This window comes from Rhodococcus sp. P3_B8, assembly GCF_056402775.1.
Map to the genome: position 1 here is coordinate 1 of NZ_JBFUGT010000139.1, position 16433 is coordinate 16433.

Genomic DNA, 16433 nt, shown 5'->3' on the forward strand with positions numbered 1-16433 from the left:
GGGTGTGTTCATTGCACCCTCGGCGGCCTTTCTGCGGACAGGGCTCCGGTCAATGCTGGCTGCAGCACGAAACCGCCCGCCGAAAGGAACCCATGTCCCCCATCACCATCTCCACCACAGCGCGTATCGCGCTCGCCGGCTTTGCAGCCCTTGCCATTTCGCTGACCGGTGCCGCCGGCATGGCGTCGGCCAAGCCGATCTGCGAGACCGGCTGTTCGCAGCCGCTGCCCACCAAGAACCCCCGGCCCGACGTCAAGCAGATGTGCTGGGTCGAATGGGGGCAGACACAGTGTCAGGTGAGCTGACACGTTCGCGCCTCGAACGGGGCGCGGCCGGCGACGGCCGCGCCACTGTTCGTTCTGCTAGATGACGCCGAGCGAGATCATGGCGTCGGCCACCTTCACGAAACCGGCGATGTTCGCGCCGTGCACGTAGTCGCCCGGCATGCCGTACTCGGCGGCCGTGGCCACGGTGCGTTCGTGGATGCCGCGCATGATTCCGGCCAACCGCTCGTCCGTGTATTCGAAGCCCCACGAGTCGCGGGATGCGTTCTGCTGCATCTCGAGTGCCGACGTGGCGACGCCGCCCGCGTTGGCCGCCTTGCCCGGGGCGAACGCCACCGCGGCATCGCGGAACACCTGGACGCCCTGCGGGGTCGTGGGCATGTTCGCGCCCTCGGCCACCGCCTGCACGCCGTTCGCCACCAGCGTCTTCGCGGCCGCTTCGTCGAGTTCGTTCTGGGTGGCGCAGGGGAGCGCGACGTCGCACGGCACGTCCCAGATGGATCCGTTCGGCACGAACCGGGCATGCGGCACGGTGTCCGCGTACTCACTGATCCGTCCGCGCCGTACCTCCTTGATCTCCTTCAGGAGCTCGAGGTCGATGCCCTTCTCGTCGACGACGTATCCGGAAGAATCGGAGCTCGCAATCGCGATTCCGCCGAGTTGGTGCACCTTCTCGATCGCATAGATCGCGACGTTTCCGGAACCGGAGACGACGACGGTCTTGCCGCCCAGTGAGCTGTTCGCGGCTTTCAGCATCTCGGCGACGAAGTAGGCGACGCCGTACCCGGTCGCCTCGCGACGCACCTGCGAGCCGCCCCAGGTGAGGCCCTTACCGGTGAGGACCCCCGACTCGTAGGAGTTGGTGAGGCGCTTGTACTGGCCGAACAGGTAGCCGATCTCGCGGCCGCCGACGCCGATGTCACCTGCCGGGACGTCGGTGTACTCGCCGATGTGGCGATGCAGTTCGGTCATGAACGACTGGCAGAACCGCATGATCTCGGCCTCCGAGCGACCCTTGGGGTCGAAGTCGGAACCACCCTTGCCGCCGCCGATCGGAAGTCCGGTGAGGGCGTTCTTGAAGATCTGCTCGAAGCCGAGGAATTTCACGATTCCCAGGTTCACGCTGGGGTGAAACCGCAGGCCACCTTTGTAGGGGCCGAGCACACTGTTGTACTGCACGCGGAAACCGCGGTTGACGTGCACGTTGCCGGAGTCGTCGACCCACGGCACCCGGAAGATGATCTGCCGCTCGGGCTCGCACAGCCGCTCGATCAATCCGGAGTCCGCGTAGTGGGGGTGGTGGTCGAGCACGACCTGCAGCGACTCGAAGACCTCGGCGGCTGCCTGGTGGAACTCGGGTTCGCCGGCGTTCCGCAGGCGGACCTGCTCGTAGATCTCTGCTACCTGGTCGCGCGTTGACACAGACCCACCTGCCTGACGTGTGAGGAATTCGTTACCTGACGTTTACTTTGGAAACTATAGACCTGATGTCGGGTGTCCTGTATTGGGCCGGGCGGAAAGGTTAGGGCTTCCGCAGTGGTGTGCGGGAATGCACTGCGACAGAGGTGTTCTCGACTGCCTCGCCGCAGTGCGCGCAGCGGTGTTCCAGCTCCAGTGAGTGCCCGCATTCGTGCACGAGCACCGACGGGGCCTCGTCGACGGCCCACTTGCTGCCCCATTGGAACAACGAGAGCAGCAGCGGTCGCAGGTCCTCGCCCGCCGCGGTGAGGTGGTACTCGAAGCGGGGAGGGTGCTCGGAGTACTGCCTGCGTTCGATGACGCCGACCTCCTCGAGCTTGCGCAGTCGCGCGGTGAGGATGTCGCGCGAGACGCCGATGTACCCGGCAATCCGGTCGAAGCGGTGCACCCCGTAGCTCAGTTCGCGGATCACCAGCATGGACCAGCGGTCGCCGATCAGTTCCATGGTGGCGGCGATCGCGCAGGGTCTCGGCGCCAGTGGCATGCGGTCCATGACGATCTCGGGTGTCGCTCGCTCGGTGTCGCCGTTGGTCATGCCCTCCATCATAGAGGGTTGTGTTTTCCAACTAATAGGGATTACTGTCGTGACCGTAGTTAGTTGGAAAAGCAGACTTACTCATTCGAAGGGGTCGTCATGACCACGATTCAAGATCGAACGGTGCTGGTCACCGGAGCCGGCCGCGGACTCGGGCGTGCCTTCGTCGCCGAGGCGCTCGCGCGAGGAGCGCGCACGGTCTATGCGTCGGCGCGTGACACGTCGACGATCGAGGAGCATCCGCGGGTCGTGCCCGTCGAGCTGGACGTCACGAACCCCGAATCGGTCTACGCCGCCGCGGAGCACGTGGGGGACCTCGGCGTCCTGATCAACAACGCCGGCATCCTCATCGGCGAGTCGCCGCTCACGGGTGATCTCGACGGAATGCGSCGCGAACTCGAAACCAACCTCTACGGGCCGCTCAACGTCACTCGCGTGCTCGCACCGATCATCGCCGCCAATGGGGGCGGCGCGATCCTCAACGTGCACTCCGTCCTGTCCTGGCTGGCCGTCGGCGGCTCGTACAGCGTCTCGAAAGCCGCCCTGTGGAGTGCTACCAACGCGATGCGTGCCGAACTCGCGGCGCAGAACATCCAGGTGGTCGGGCTGCACCTCGGGTACATGGACACCGATATGACGAGCGGACTGGACGTGCCGAAGATCTCCGCGGCCGAGGTCGCGCGACTGGCCTTCGACGGCATCGAGTCCGGCGCCCACGAAGTCCTCGCGGACGACACCTCCCGCACCGTCAAGGCGGCACTGTCGGGCGACCTCGACGTCCTCTATCCGCAGCCGGCGCAGCAGGGGGCGGCATAGTGAGCGAGTCCGGAAACAGCGCGGTGTCGACCGTCGAGGGCGTGGCGGACGCGGAGTGGGGAGAGGTGCGATCGAGGACCGTCGAATGGCGCGACCCGGCGGGTCCGGCGCGGAAAGCGCGAGAACTCGACGGCCTCGGCTACCTGCGGGCGATCCTCGGCGGCGACATTCCCGCGCCCCCGATCGCGAGCCTGATGAACCTGCGGTTCCTCGAGGCAGAACCCGGAAGGGTCGTCTTCGCGCTGGACCCCGACGAGTCGCAGTACAACCCGATCGGCGCCATCCACGGTGGCGCCGTGTGCACCCTGCTCGATTCGGTTGCCGGCTGCGCCGTGCACACCACGTTGCCCGCGGGGTGGGGCTACACGTCGGTCGAGATCAAGGTCAACTACATCCGCGGGGCGACCCGGGACTCGGGGGCCCTCACGGCCACCGGCGTCGTGAAGAAGTCGGGTCGCCGCATCGCGTTCGCGGAAGGGGAGGTCACCGACTCGCAGGGCCGCCTCGTCGCCACCGCCACCAGCACCCTGCTGGTGTTCGAGGTTCCACCGGAGAGCTGACACCGGATGCGCGAGTAACGGCAGCTGAACGCGGGAAACCCGCCACTCGCGGAGGATGGTGGCGGGTCCCGGTGCACCCTTGCCCCGTCGGGTTGGGGCGATGCGCGAACAAGACTAATTGGTCGGTTTGTTACGCGCGAGTACGGAACTCCGGGTACGGACGAGCGGCGCAATACCTATCGGACGGTCGTACAGGATGCTGCGGTCGAAGCCGCCCTGCGACGTACCGAAGTTTGATGTACTGAAATTGCGTCCACATCGGCGTCATCCCCAGAGCGGTCAAGGAAGGCAACCACATGGGCACGATCACTACCCAGGATGGCACGGAGATCTTCTACAAGGACTGGGGAACCGGTCAACCCATCGTGTTCAGCCACGGCTGGCCGCTGTCGGCCGACGACTGGGACACACAGATGCTGTTCTTCCTCCAGCACGGCTATCGCGTCATCGCCCACGATCGGCGCGGTCACGGACGCTCGACACAGACCGGCGACGGCCACGACATGGACCACTACGCCGACGACCTCGCGGAGCTGACCGCGCATCTCGACCTGCAGGACGCCATCCACGTCGGCCATTCGACGGGCGGCGGCGAGGTGGTGCACTATCTCGCGCGGCACGGCGAGAGCCGGGTGTCGAAGGCCGCACTGATCAGCGCGGTACCGCCGCTGATGGTGAAGACGGAGGCGAACCCGGGCGGCCTTCCCAAGGATGTGTTCGACGACCTGCAGGCACAGCTCGCCGCCAATCGTTCGAAGTTCTATCGCGACCTGCCGTCGGGCCCGTTCTACGGATTCAACCGACCGGGCGTGGAATCCTCGGAGGCGACCATCGAGAACTGGTGGCGCCAGGGGATGATGGGCGGGGCCAAAGCTCACTACGACGGGATCGTCGCCTTCTCGCAGACCGATTTCACCGAGGACCTGAAGAAGATCACGGTGCCGGTGCTGGTGATGCACAGCGAAGACGACCAGATCGTCCCCTACGCGGACGCGGGACCACTGTCCGCGAAGCTTCTCGCGAACGGCACGCTGAAGACGTACAAGGACTTCCCGCACGGCATGCCCACCACGCAGGCGGAGACGATCAACGCCGACCTGCTGGCGTTCCTGAAGGACTGACACGAAACCCCCGATCCCTGTTCGTCCAGGTGGTCGGGGGTTTTCGCGTGTCGGTGCTCCGTCGGATGAGTGCCCCCGGCAGGATTCGAACCTGCGACCAAGAGATTAGAAGGCTCTTGCTCTATCCCCTGAGCTACGGAGGCGCGCAGCAAATATTACCTGCCGTCCCGAGCGCTCCGACCGGGGCTGGGGTGTCCGGGTCACGAGCCCACGGCGGCCGCGGAGAGCAGAAGTCCCGACAGAACGAGCTCGACCACGAAGTAGAACCACACGGGGTAGAAGCGGGTCGGCCGGTCGGCGACGGCCGACACTATCCGGCCGAAGGCCATCCCCAGCAGGGCGACGGCCACGGTCACCGAGGCGACGGATCGGATGCCGTACGCGTCGAAAGCCGCGAAGAACAGCAGGGCCGCCACCGCGACACCGAAGCCGCCGTAGACCGCGCGCACCTCGGCGCGGGACGTCGCCGAATCCGCGGACAGGGCGAACGGGGCGACCAGCCGGGCAGGCGCGGCGAGCCCGTACACACCCATGCCCGCGAAGAACAGCGCCACCGCGATGATCAGAAACTCAGCCATCTCTCAGCCTCTCGCTCCCTCGGGACACGTCCCTGTCGACGGTAACCGGAGCGGCGACGGAACCCTCGCGTCTCCGACGGCCTGTCGTAGGTCCTACCCTTGATGTATGGCTACACCCCAGCTCGCGGCGTCCGACCCGGCATCGAAACCCCCGAATCGCGCCGATTCGACCGCCCTGTTCGTCGTCGGCGGACTCATCGCCGGTCTGGTAGCGGCAATCGTCGTCGGACTTTCCGCTGCTCAGGCGCTCGTGCTGCTGGGAATTCCGGATCCCGGCCCGATCACCACCTACGGACTGCCCGCGATGCGGGCTGTGTCGGAGATCGCTGCCGTCATCGCCATCGGATCGCTGCTGCTCGCGGCGTTCTTCGTGCCGCCGCAGAAATCCGGTGTCCTGGACGTGGACGGCTACCGTGCGGTCCGGACGGCGTCGTACGCCGCGATCGTGTGGGCCGCGACCGCCCTCGTCCTGGTCCCGCTGACGTTGTCGGACACCTCCGGGCAACCCTTCGCCGAGGCGGTCGAACCGGCCAACATCTTCAATTCGATCGATCAGGTCGAACTCGCCGGCGCCTGGCGCTGGACCGCGATCATCGCGATCGTCCTCGCGATCGCATCCCGGCTCGTGCTGCGCTGGTGGTGGACGCCGATCCTTCTGGTCGTCGGCATCCTCGGGCTGATGCCGCTCGCGTTGACGGGGCACTCGTCGTCGGGCGGTTCGCACGACATGGCGACGAACAGTCTGATCCTGCACCTCGTCGCGGCCTCGCTGTGGGCGGGTGGCCTGTTCGCTCTCCTCGCCCATGCCCGCAGGCGCGGCGCCTACACCGACGTGGCGGCGCGCCGGTTCTCCGCGGTCGCGACGGTCTGCTTCGTCGTCATGGCGGTCAGTGGTGTGGTGAACGCGCTCGTACGCGTCCAGATCGGTGACCTCGTCGACACGACATACGGACGCCTGGTGGTCGCGAAGATCGTGGCGCTCGTCATCCTGGGGGTCTTCGGCTGGGCGCAGCGTCGACGGGCCCTGCCCGCGTTGCAGAAGGATCCGGCCAGCCGCGGCAATCTGATCCGGTTCGCCGGCGCGGAGGTCATGGTGTTCGCCGCCACGATCGGCCTCGCCGTCGGGCTCGGCCGCACGCCCCCGCCCCCTCCGACCGCGGCGCCCACCCTCACGGAGGTGGAACTCGGTTACAACCTGGCGGGGCCGCCGACGTTCGCCAGGCTGATGCTGGACTGGCGATTCGACCTCCTCTACGGCACCGCCGCGATCGTGCTGGCCGTCGTCTACGCGCTCGGATTGCGCAAACTCCGGCGTCGCGGCGACAGCTGGCCCGTCGGCCGGACCGTCGCGTGGATGTGCGGATGCGTGGTGCTCCTCGTGGCGACGTCGTCGGGTGTCGGACGTTATTCACCGGCCGTGTTCAGCGTGCACATGGGCGCGCACATGGCGTTGTCGATGCTGACCCCGGTCCTGCTGGTGCTGGGTGCGCCGATCACCCTCGCCCTGCGTGCCCTCGATCCGGCGGGCAAGAACGGTGTGCCGGGCCTGCGCGAGTGGATCCTGACAGCGCTGCACAGCCCGTTCTCCCGGTTCATCACCCATCCCGTCGTCGCGGCGGTGCTGTTCGTGGGCGGGTTCTACGCCCTGTACCTCGGCGGGATCTTCGAGGCCGCCGTCGACTCGCACTCCGCGCACGTCCTGATGAACCTGCACTTCCTGCTGAGCGGCTACCTCTTCTACTGGGTCGCCATCGGCGTCGACCCGTCGCCGCGCAAACTGCAGCCGGTGACGAAGCTCGCGATGGTGTTCGGCTCGCTGCCGTTCCACGCGTTCTTCGGTGTGGCGCTGATGAGCATGGGTGCGGTGATGGGCGAGTGGTACTACCGGTCGCTCGGACTGGGCTGGAACGCCGACCTGGTGGGTGACCAGCAACTGGGTGGCAGCATCGCGTGGGCGACCGGCGAGATCCCGCTGGTGCTGGTGATGATGGCGCTGCTCATCCAGTGGTCCCGCAGCGACGGCCGCACCGCACGGCGGGTCGACCGGGCTGCCGACCGCGACGACGACGCCGACCTGGCAGCGCACAATGCGATGTTCGCGGAACTGGCGCGACGGGACCGAGAAGCCGGGCACTGACCGCTAGCACGGGGTGCCGACACGTTCGGGGGCTCGGCGGCCGTGCCGGCCGTTCTCTCCACAAGCGCTCTATTTCTCCACAGATTTCGGATGCCGTCCGGCAATCTCCCATCCGGACGGCACGCTGTGAGTGACGGCACCTTGCCGCACTCACAGGGGGTAGAGCGAAATGTACGAAACACACGGCACCGTGGTCGGAACGGTCATCACCAGCCCGGTCACCCGGTCGAACGCGGCCGGTGACGAGTTCCTCAATTTCCGGATGGCGAGCACGGTCCGGCGCCGCGATCACGCGACGGGTGAGTGGCGCGACGGGAGCACGCTCTACCTCACGGTGACCTGCAGGCGGCGACTGATGGCCGGCGTCGTCCAGTCGATCGCGAAGGGGGATCCGGTCATCGTGAGCGGCGAGTTGCGCACCACGGAGTACACGACGCGGGACGGCATCGCCCGCTCCGACCTGGAGCTGAGCGCGACCGCGATCGGACCGGATCTCGCCCGCTGCACGGTCGTCCTCGAGCGCGCGCCCAGAACCGCGGACGGGGGTGCGGCGACCCCGGCGACGGAACAGGTCGCCACTCGGTCCCTCGTCGCGTAGCGCACCAGCGGGTATCGGCGCCGACCCCGTGCCCGCGGCGCCGGTGCCCGCGGCTTCTTGCTGCGAAGCCCCCGATCACGTCCCCGACCCTCCGCGATGTGGGTTCATCGCACTTCACCATTAGGCTGGCCCCATGGCTGAGTTCATTTACACGATGAAGAAGGTGCGCAAGGCGCACGGTGACAAGGTCATCCTCGATGACGTCACGATGAGCTTCTACCCCGGCGCCAAGATCGGTGTGGTCGGCCCGAACGGCGCGGGTAAGTCCAGCATCCTCAAGATCATGGCGGGGCTGGATCAGCCGGGCAACGGTGAAGCGTTCATCGCTCCGGGTGCCACCGTCGGGATCCTCATGCAGGAACCGCACTTGGACGAGACCAAGACCGTTCGCGAGAACGTCGAAGAGGGCCTCGGTGAAACCATGGTCCAGCTCAAGCGGTACAACGAGATCGCCGAGCTGATGGCCACCGACTACTCCGACGAGCTGATGGAGGAGATGGGCGAGCTCCAGGAGAAGCTCGACCATGCCGACGCGTGGGAGATCGATTCCCAGCTCGAGCAGGCGATGGACGCTCTACGCTGTCCGCCGCCGGAGGAGATGGTCACTCACCTCTCCGGTGGTGAGAAGCGCCGCGTCGCCCTCTGCAAGCTCCTGCTCAGCAAGCCCGATCTGCTGCTGCTCGACGAGCCGACCAACCACCTCGACGCGGAGAGCGTCCTGTGGCTGGAGCAGCACCTGGCCGCCTACCCGGGCGCGATCCTGGCCGTCACCCACGACCGGTACTTCCTCGACCACGTCGCCCAGTGGATCTGTGAGGTCGACCGCGGCCGCCTGTACCCCTACGAGGGCAACTACTCCACCTACCTGGAGCAGAAGGCCGCCAGGCTCGAGGTCGCGGGCAAGAAGGACCAGAAGCTGCAGAAGCGCCTCAAGGAGGAGCTGGCCTGGGTCCGCTCGGGAGCGAAGGCCCGTCAGGCCAAGAACAAGGCCCGCCTCGACCGCTACGAGGAGATGGCCAACGAAGCCGAGAAGACCCGCAAGCTGGACTTCGACGAGATCCAGATCCCGGCGCCGCCGCGTCTCGGCGACGTCGTGGTCGAGGTTTCGAGCCTCGACAAGGGCTTCGACGGCCGGGTTCTGATCAAGGACCTGTCGTTCACCCTGCCGCGTAACGGCATCGTCGGCGTGATCGGCCCCAACGGTGTCGGTAAGACGACACTGTTCAAGACCATCGTCGGGCTCGAGGAGCCGGACGCCGGTGAGGTGAAGATCGGTCAGACCGTCAAGCTCAGCTACGTCGACCAGAACCGTACGGGCATCAACCCCGACAAGACGGTGTGGGAGGTCGTGTCCGACGGTCTCGATCACATCGTGGTCGGCCAGACGGAGATGCCGTCGCGCGCGTACATCAGCTCGTTCGGGTTCAAGGGCCACGATCAGCAGAAGCCGGCGGGCGTTCTCTCCGGTGGTGAGCGCAACCGCCTGAACCTCGCGATGACGCTCAAGCAGGGCGGAAACCTGATCCTGCTCGACGAACCGACCAATGACCTCGACGTCGAGACCCTCGGTTCGCTGGAGAACGCCCTCGAGCAGTTCCCCGGCTGCGCCGTCGTGATCTCCCACGACCGCTGGTTCCTCGACCGCACCTGCACGCACATCCTCGCGTGGGAGGGCGGCTTCGGCGACAACGAAGCCGCCTGGTACTGGTACGAGGGCAACTTCGAGGGTTACGAGGCCAACAAGGTCGAGCGGCTCGGACCGGACGCGGCGCGTCCGCACCGCGTGACGCACCGCAAGCTCACGAGGGACTGACCCTTGGTGGAGTCGAAGGTCTTCACGTACGAGATCCAGGTCCGGTGGGGTGACTCCGACCGGCTGGGTCACGTCAACAACACCCGCTTCGTCGAGTACATGCAGGAAGCACGTGTGCATTTCCTGTCGTCGGAGCTGGAGTCGGTGGGTGCCCGGGCGGGCGCCACGGTGGTGCGCAAGATGGACGTGGAATTCCTGCGTCCCGTCACCGATGCCTCCGGTCCGCTGACGATCGACGTGTCGGTGCTCCATGTCGGCACTTCGTCGTACACGATCCGGCACGTCCTCACGAACCGCGACGGGGTTCGCTGCGCGACGGGCGACGCCCTGATGGTGGCGTTCGACGCGAAGGCCGAACGCTCGCGTCCGCTCTCCGAGGCGGAACGGGACGCGCTCGAGCGGTACCTCGCGCCGGTGACCACCGGCTGACGGATCCGGCGCGCGCGGTGCCCGAAGTTCACCCTCTGTTCCCATCGCCGCGGGCTAGTCTCGAGAGAGTTGCCCGCGGCGATCGGAACGAAGAGGAAGTGAGCCCCGATGACGGAATCGGCAGCACTGAAAGATGCGGAGTGGGCGCGGAATCTGCCCGAAGGTCTCCGGTCTCAGGTGCCGACTCTCGCAGCCGTGTATTTCCGTCACGTCGATCGCGGTGACAGCGAGAGCGCCGTCAACGGCGCCTCCGGGGCCGTGCTCGGCGCACATCTGACACTTGCCCTGCATCGTCCGCCGGAGCGCGCGGTCACCCGGGTCTACCGCCCGGGTGACGGGCGCGAACTCGGTGCGTCCTTGCAGATCGTGACGGACGACATGCCGCTGCTCGTCGAATCGATCACCGCGCTGCTGAACCGCCTGGGCATCGGGATCAGCGAATTCGTGCATCCCATCGTCTCGGTCCGGCGCGATCCGATCGGTGCGCTGCGCGGAATCCTCATGGGAGACAAGGCCAAGGATGCCGACGAGGGCAGCCTCGCCGAGTCGTGGATTCACGTCCAACTCGATCCACGTGCCGACTCCGCGGTTCTCGACACACTCGAGAAGGAAGTGGGCACCGTCCTCGCCGACGTGCGCCAGGTGGTCCGGGACACCGACATCATGCGCAAGCTCGAGCGGACACTCGCCGACGAACTCGAGACGTCCACACCGTGTCCCGGCGTGTCGAAGGACGACCTGGAGGACTGTGCCGATCTGCTGCGGTGGATGTCGCAGGGCAACTATGCGGCCCTCGGCTACCGCCGCTTCGAACTGGGGGAGCCGGACAGTTCCGGCGCCCGCAGCCTGCAGGTGGTGCCGGGCAGCGGTCTCGGACTGCTGCGCTCCGACACGGTCACCGAAGGCCCGCTGAGTCTGCCGCCGGCCGCCGAGATCCCCGACCGTCCCCTGCTCGTGCTCACGCAGGGCTCGTTCCCCGCGACCGTGCACCGCTCGGTCTACCCGTTCTTCGTCGGCGTGAGCATTCTCGATGAGAACGGCAACATCACCGGTGAGCACCGGTTCCTCGGGGTCTTCACGGTCACGGCGCTGCACGAGAACGTCCTCGACATTCCCGTGATCGCTCGCCGGGTGCGCAAGGTGATCGACCGTGCGGGGTTCCAGTTGAACTCGTATTCGGGGCAGGCGATGCTGGAGGTCATCCAGTCGTTCCCGCGTACCGAGCTGTTCTCGAGCGACGCCGACACACTGTTCGACACGGTGACCGCCGTGCACAGCATCGGGCTCCGGCGTCAGGTGCGTCTGTTCGTGCGCGAGGATTTCCTCGGGCGATTCGTCTCCTGCCTGATCTATCTGCCCCGCGACCGGTACACCACCCGGGTCCGGCTCGCGATGCAGGACATCCTGCTGCGGGAATTCGGCGGCGGCACTTTGGAATACACCGCGCGCGTCACCGAGTCCGACCTGGCGTTGCTGCACGTGACGATCCGCAAGAGCGCCGAACAGATGGGGTCGCGGCTCGACCTCTCGGACGCCGACCGCGAACGGGTCCAGGCCATGCTGGCCGAGGCGAGCCGCAGCTGGGACGACCATCTCGGCGACCTCCTCCCGGTGACCACAGGTGTGGATCCCGTTCTGGCGCAGCGTTATGCCGCCGTCCTGCCCGAGGGGTACAAGGAGGATTTCGACGCCACACGCGCGTTGTCGGATCTCGCGAGGCTGGAGGCGCTCGAAGACGGTTCCATCGATCTGCTGCTCTACCGCGATCCCGGGGCGGAGGTCGGGCACTGGCGATTCACCCTGTACGTGGGCGGGGACGGTATTTCGCTGAGCCAGGTGCTTCCGGTGCTACAGAGCCTGGGTGTGGAGGTGCTCGACGAACGGCCCTATCTGATTCCGCGGCCGGACGGGTTGACGTGCTGGATCTACGATTTCGGGTTGTCGGTGCCCGCGGAGTTGCTCCGCTCCTCGGTGGAGGACGACCTGGATGCCGAACTCGCGGCCGAGGAGGCGTCCGCTGCCGCACCGAAGCTTCAGGAACGGTTCACGGATGCCTTCACCGCGGTCTGGTTCGGGCGGGCGGAGGCCGACCGGTTCAACGAGCTGATCCTGCGGGCGGGAGTGTCGTGGCGGCAGGCCGTGATCCTGCGGACGTATGCAAAGTACCTGCGTCAGGCGGGTTTTCCGTACAGTCAGTTCCACATCGAGGGGGTTGCGCTGGCGAATCCCCGTTCGGCGTACACACTCGTCGAGTTGTTCGAGGCGATGTTCGATCCGGAGACGCCCTCACCCGATCTGGTGTCCGAACTCGACACCCGTCTGCGGGAGTACATCGACGCCGTGGTCAGCCTCGACGCGGACCGCATCCTGCGCGGTTTGTTCGGGCTGATCAAGTCGACGCTGCGCACCAACTATTTCGTCGTCGGCGAGACCGGGGAGCCGCCCACGTACCTGTCGATCAAGCTCGATCCGACGTCGATCCAGGAACTGCCGAAGCCCCGCCCGAAGTACGAGATCTTCGTGTACTCACCCGACGTCGAGGGTGTGCACCTGCGGTTCGGGTCCGTCGCCCGCGGCGGGCTGCGCTGGTCGGACCGGCGTGAGGATTTCCGCACCGAGATCCTGGGGTTGGCGAAGGCCCAGGCCGTGAAGAACGCGGTGATCGTCCCGGTCGGTGCAAAGGGCGGCTTCGTCGTCAAGAATCCGCCGACACCCTCGGGGGACGCGGCGACCGACCGCGCCGCCGCTCTCGAGGCGGGCCAGGACTGCTACCGCACCTTCATCTGCGGGCTCCTGGACCTCACCGACAACGTCGATCAGGTGTCGGGGGAGATCGTGCCCCCGGCCCGGGTGGTGCGGCGCGACGGCGACGACCGGTATCTCGTCGTGGCCGCGGACAAGGGCACCGCGAAATTCTCCGACCTCGCCAATTCTGTTGCGGAGCAGTACAAATTCTGGCTCGGCGACGCGTTCGCGTCGGGCGGGTCGGCCGGGTACGACCACAAGGGGATGGGCATCACCGCGCGCGGTGCCTGGGAGAGCGTGAAACGGCACTTCCGGGAAATGGGGGTCGACACCCAGACCCAGGACTTCGCCGCGGTCGGTGTCGGCGACATGAGCGGCGACGTGTTCGGAAACGGCATGCTCCTGAGCCGGCACATCCGGCTGGTGGCGGCGTTCGACCACCGGCACATCTTCCTCGACCCCGATCCGGACCCCGCCAGGTCCTTCGCGGAGCGGTCCCGGATGTTCGCGCTGCCCCGGTCGTCGTGGGCCGACTACGACACCAGCATCATCAGCGAGGGCGGGGGAGTGTGGGACCGGACCCGCAAATCGGTCCCGATCAGTGCCGCCGCGCGTGCCGCGCTCGGACTCGACGACGCCGTTACCGAACTCTCCCCGCCGGAACTGGTCCGGGCGATCCTGCGTGCCCCGGTGGATCTGCTGTGGAACGGCGGCATCGGCACGTACGTCAAGGCGTCCACCGAGACCAATGCGATGGTGGGCGACAAGAGCAACGACTCCGTGCGCGTCGACGGCAACGAGGTGCGGGCGAAGGTGGTCGGCGAGGGCGGCAACCTCGGGGTGACGGCGCTCGGCCGGATCGAGTACAGCCAGAACGGCGGCCGGATCAACACCGACGCCATCGACAACTCCGCGGGCGTCGACTGCTCCGATCACGAGGTGAACATCAAGATCCTGCTGGACTCGCTGGTGAGCAGCGGCGGGCTGCCGCGGGAGGAACGCAATCCGCTGCTGGCGTCGATGACCGACGAGGTCGCCCAACTCGTGCTCGCGAACAACATCGCGCAGAACAATCTCCTCGGTGTCTCCCGGACCAGCGCGGCACCGATGCTGAGCGTGCATCGCCGGCAGATCGAGCACCTGGCGTCGCGTCGCGGACTCGACCGGAAGCTCGAGGCCCTGCCCACCGACGAGGAGATCGCCCGACGCAGGCAGGCCGGACAGGGACTGACGTCTCCGGAACTCGCGACCCTCACCGCRCACGTGAAGCTCACGCTCAAGGACGACCTCCTCGCGACGGACCTGCCCGACAGCGAGACGTTCGCGCCGCGGCTGCCGCGGTACTTCCCGACGGTGTTGCGCAAGCGGTTCCGCACGGCGATCAAGGCGCATCCTCTGCGCAGGCAGATCGTGGCGACGATGCTCGCGAACGAGACCATCGACAACGGCGGCATCACGTTCGCGTACCGGTTGGCGGACGAGGCGGGTGCGAGCAGCACCGACGCCATCCGCGCCTACGCGGCGGTCACCGAGATCTTTGCCCTGCCCGAGCTGTGGTCGAGGATCCGGTCGGCGGACATCGCGGCGGACATCGAGGACGACCTGATTCTCGAGTCCGGCCGGGTTCTCGACCGCGCGTCCCGCTGGTTCCTGACCAATCGGCCTCAGCCCCTCGCCGTGGGCGCCGAGATCGCCCGGTACTCGGCCGACTTCCGTGCACTCTCGCCGAGGGTGCCGCAGCTCGTGCGGGGGCATCAGCTCGCCGACGTGGAGACGCGGGCGCGGCCGCTCGTCGTCCGCGGCGCGCCCGAGGACCTCGCGTTCGAGGTGTTCCGGCTTCTGGACAAGTTCTGTCTGCTCGACATCAGCGACATCGCCGACATCGCCGAACGCGACATCGACGAGGTCGCCGAGCTGTACTACGAGCTTGACGCGCACCTCGGCATCGACTGGCTGCTGAGCGCCGTGTCCACTCTCGCGCGGGGTGACCGCTGGCATTCGCTGGCCCGCCTCGCGTTGCGCGACGACCTCTACAGTTCGCTGCGTCAGCTCACGATGGAAGTGCTCCTGGGTGGTGAACCTCACGAGACGCCGCAGGAGAAGATCGACGACTGGGAGTCGACGAACGCGTCCCGGCTGGCCAGGGCGAGGTCCGCTCTCACCGAAATATTCGAGTCTGGGACCCTTGACCTCGCGACGCTCTCGGTGGCGGCGCGTCAGGTACGCAGCATGGTGCGAGGTATGGGCACCCGATCGGAGGTATGACGTTGAGAGAGGGTTTTCACGCGGAGGTCGAAGTTCGATGGTCGGACATGGACGTCTTCCAGCACATCAACCACGCACGGATGGTGACGTTGCTGGAGGAGGCGCGGATTCCCTGGCTGTTCGAGGACGACCGTCCGACCGTCACGTTGCGTGACGGCGCGGTCATCGCGGACCTCCATGTGCGCTACCGCGGGCAACTCCGGCACAGCGATTCACCGCTCGACGTCCTGATGTGGGTGGAAAAGGTGCGCGCCGTCGATTTCACGATCAACTACGAGGTACGCCCGAAGGGCGTCGACGTTTCGGTCGCGCCGTCCATCATCGCGTCGACGCAGATCGCGGCGTTCGACATCGACACCCAGCGCCTGCGCAGAATCACCGACGTCGAGCGGGCGTACCTGGAGAGCTGGCAGCGTGTATGAGCGCGTCCTGTCGATCCCGGACGCCACGGAGCGCGGTGATCTCGCCACGTTCCTCACCCGGGTGGTCCGGTTGGACGAGTCGACGGTGGTGCGTCTGCGTCAACGCGGACCCGGCCGGCTGACGATCTGGGCGGCGACCGGTTTCGACGCGCTGGCGGTGCGCACGGTCGCGGGGACCATCACCCCCGACGACACGTCGGCTGCCGGCGACCAACTGCTCGCCGCTCTCGAAGCCGCGACCGCAGCCGACATCGATCCGGGGTTCTCGATGGATTCGGCGTGGCGGGGCGCGCTGCCTCCGACGGAGGGCTTCGTTCACGTCGACGACGTCCCGGCGCGTGTCCTCGTCGACCTCGCGCAGCGCGGTGCGGCCCTGGCGCAGGAGCACGGCAGCGGCCACGGCCCGCCCGCATCGCTCCTCGACCAGGAAGTCCTGCAGGTGGCGGGCTCGGAGCACACGGTCGGCATCCCGATGCGGGTGGTGTTTGCTCTCACCGCGATGGGGTTCGTTCCGCACGCGGGCTCGGATCGGCTGACCGCCGACATCGACCTCGAGCGCATCGACGCCTCCGAACTGGTCCGGGTGCGTGCCACCGCGTCGTGGCTGCGGGTGGACGCCCGGTTCGGGTCGATCTACCGGCACCGCGGTGG

Annotated in this window: 14 protein-coding genes and 1 tRNA gene; 11 read left to right on the forward strand and 4 right to left on the reverse strand. The window is 67.1% G+C overall.

The window, feature by feature from the left end:
* On the forward strand, nt 1-305 hold a 305-nt coding region (locus tag AC1D1G_RS28760; protein WP_477954711.1), incomplete at its 5' end, for a hypothetical protein.
* A gap of 57 nt (nt 306-362) precedes the next feature.
* Here the strand turns inward: AC1D1G_RS28760 and gdhA are convergent.
* Nucleotides 363-1706, reverse strand: a complete 1344-nt coding sequence (gene gdhA / locus AC1D1G_RS28765) for an NADP-specific glutamate dehydrogenase (protein WP_280782324.1) — start codon at nt 1704-1706, stop codon at nt 363-365.
* A 100-nt stretch (nt 1707-1806) separates the two neighbouring features.
* Nucleotides 1807-2310, reverse strand: coding sequence for a winged helix-turn-helix transcriptional regulator (locus tag AC1D1G_RS28770; RefSeq protein ID WP_477954714.1), 504 nt, complete (start codon nt 2308-2310; stop codon nt 1807-1809).
* An 87-nt stretch (nt 2311-2397) separates the two neighbouring features.
* On the opposite strand from AC1D1G_RS28770, the gene AC1D1G_RS28775 reads away from it, so the two are divergent.
* The 3 genes from AC1D1G_RS28775 to AC1D1G_RS28785 all read left to right on the forward strand — a co-directional run bounded on the left by AC1D1G_RS28775 (nt 2398) and on the right by AC1D1G_RS28785 (nt 4795).
* Nucleotides 2398-3114 (forward strand): SDR family oxidoreductase, encoded by a 717-nt coding sequence (locus AC1D1G_RS28775; protein WP_317567558.1) that lies wholly within the window; start codon nt 2398-2400, stop codon nt 3112-3114.
* Complete coding sequence (locus AC1D1G_RS28780; protein ID WP_477954716.1) at nt 3114-3674, forward strand: PaaI family thioesterase; 561 nt, start codon at nt 3114-3116, stop codon at nt 3672-3674. The genes AC1D1G_RS28775 and AC1D1G_RS28780 overlap by 1 nt, the downstream gene beginning before the upstream one ends.
* A gap of 296 nt (nt 3675-3970) precedes the next feature.
* Entirely contained in the window at nt 3971-4795 is an 825-nt protein-coding gene (locus AC1D1G_RS28785; RefSeq protein WP_283333566.1) for an alpha/beta fold hydrolase, read from the forward strand.
* A 70-nt stretch (nt 4796-4865) separates the two neighbouring features.
* Here the strand turns inward: AC1D1G_RS28785 and AC1D1G_RS28790 are convergent.
* Nucleotides 4866-4938: transfer RNA gene (locus AC1D1G_RS28790), tRNA-Arg, on the reverse strand.
* Between the two features lie 57 nt (nt 4939-4995).
* Complete coding sequence (locus tag AC1D1G_RS28795) at nt 4996-5373, reverse strand: DUF4345 family protein (protein WP_283333567.1); 378 nt, start codon at nt 5371-5373, stop codon at nt 4996-4998.
* Nucleotides 5374-5479: 106 nt separating this feature from the next.
* On the opposite strand from AC1D1G_RS28795, the gene AC1D1G_RS28800 reads away from it, so the two are divergent.
* The 7 genes from AC1D1G_RS28800 to AC1D1G_RS28830 all read left to right on the forward strand — a co-directional run.
* The gene (locus AC1D1G_RS28800) at nt 5480-7510 is read left to right on the forward strand and encodes a bifunctional copper resistance protein CopD/cytochrome c oxidase assembly protein (protein WP_280782330.1); all 2031 of its coding nucleotides are present in this window, start codon (nt 5480-5482) and stop codon (nt 7508-7510) included.
* Between the two features lie 169 nt (nt 7511-7679).
* Nucleotides 7680-8108 (forward strand): single-stranded DNA-binding protein, encoded by a 429-nt coding sequence (locus AC1D1G_RS28805; RefSeq protein WP_477954720.1) that lies wholly within the window; start codon nt 7680-7682, stop codon nt 8106-8108.
* A 133-nt stretch (nt 8109-8241) separates the two neighbouring features.
* Nucleotides 8242-9921, forward strand: coding sequence for an energy-dependent translational throttle protein EttA (ettA, locus tag AC1D1G_RS28810; RefSeq protein ID WP_005248242.1), 1680 nt, complete (start codon nt 8242-8244; stop codon nt 9919-9921).
* A gap of 3 nt (nt 9922-9924) precedes the next feature.
* Nucleotides 9925-10350, forward strand: coding sequence for an acyl-CoA thioesterase (locus tag AC1D1G_RS28815; RefSeq protein ID WP_477954722.1), 426 nt, complete (start codon nt 9925-9927; stop codon nt 10348-10350).
* Between the two features lie 108 nt (nt 10351-10458).
* Nucleotides 10459-15360 carry an NAD-glutamate dehydrogenase gene (locus AC1D1G_RS28820; protein ID WP_317567562.1) on the forward strand — a complete coding sequence of 1634 codons (4902 nt, stop codon included), beginning with the start codon at nt 10459-10461 and terminating at the stop codon, nt 15358-15360.
* On the forward strand, nt 15357-15782 hold the full coding sequence (locus AC1D1G_RS28825; protein ID WP_283333570.1) for an acyl-CoA thioesterase: 426 nt from the start codon (nt 15357-15359) through the stop codon (nt 15780-15782). Before AC1D1G_RS28820 ends, AC1D1G_RS28825 begins: the two co-directional genes overlap by 4 nt.
* Nucleotides 15775-16433, forward strand: a 659-nt coding sequence (locus AC1D1G_RS28830; protein WP_477954725.1) for a DUF8010 domain-containing protein, incomplete at its 3' end; no start/stop codon positions are given. The genes AC1D1G_RS28825 and AC1D1G_RS28830, both read left to right, overlap by 8 nt.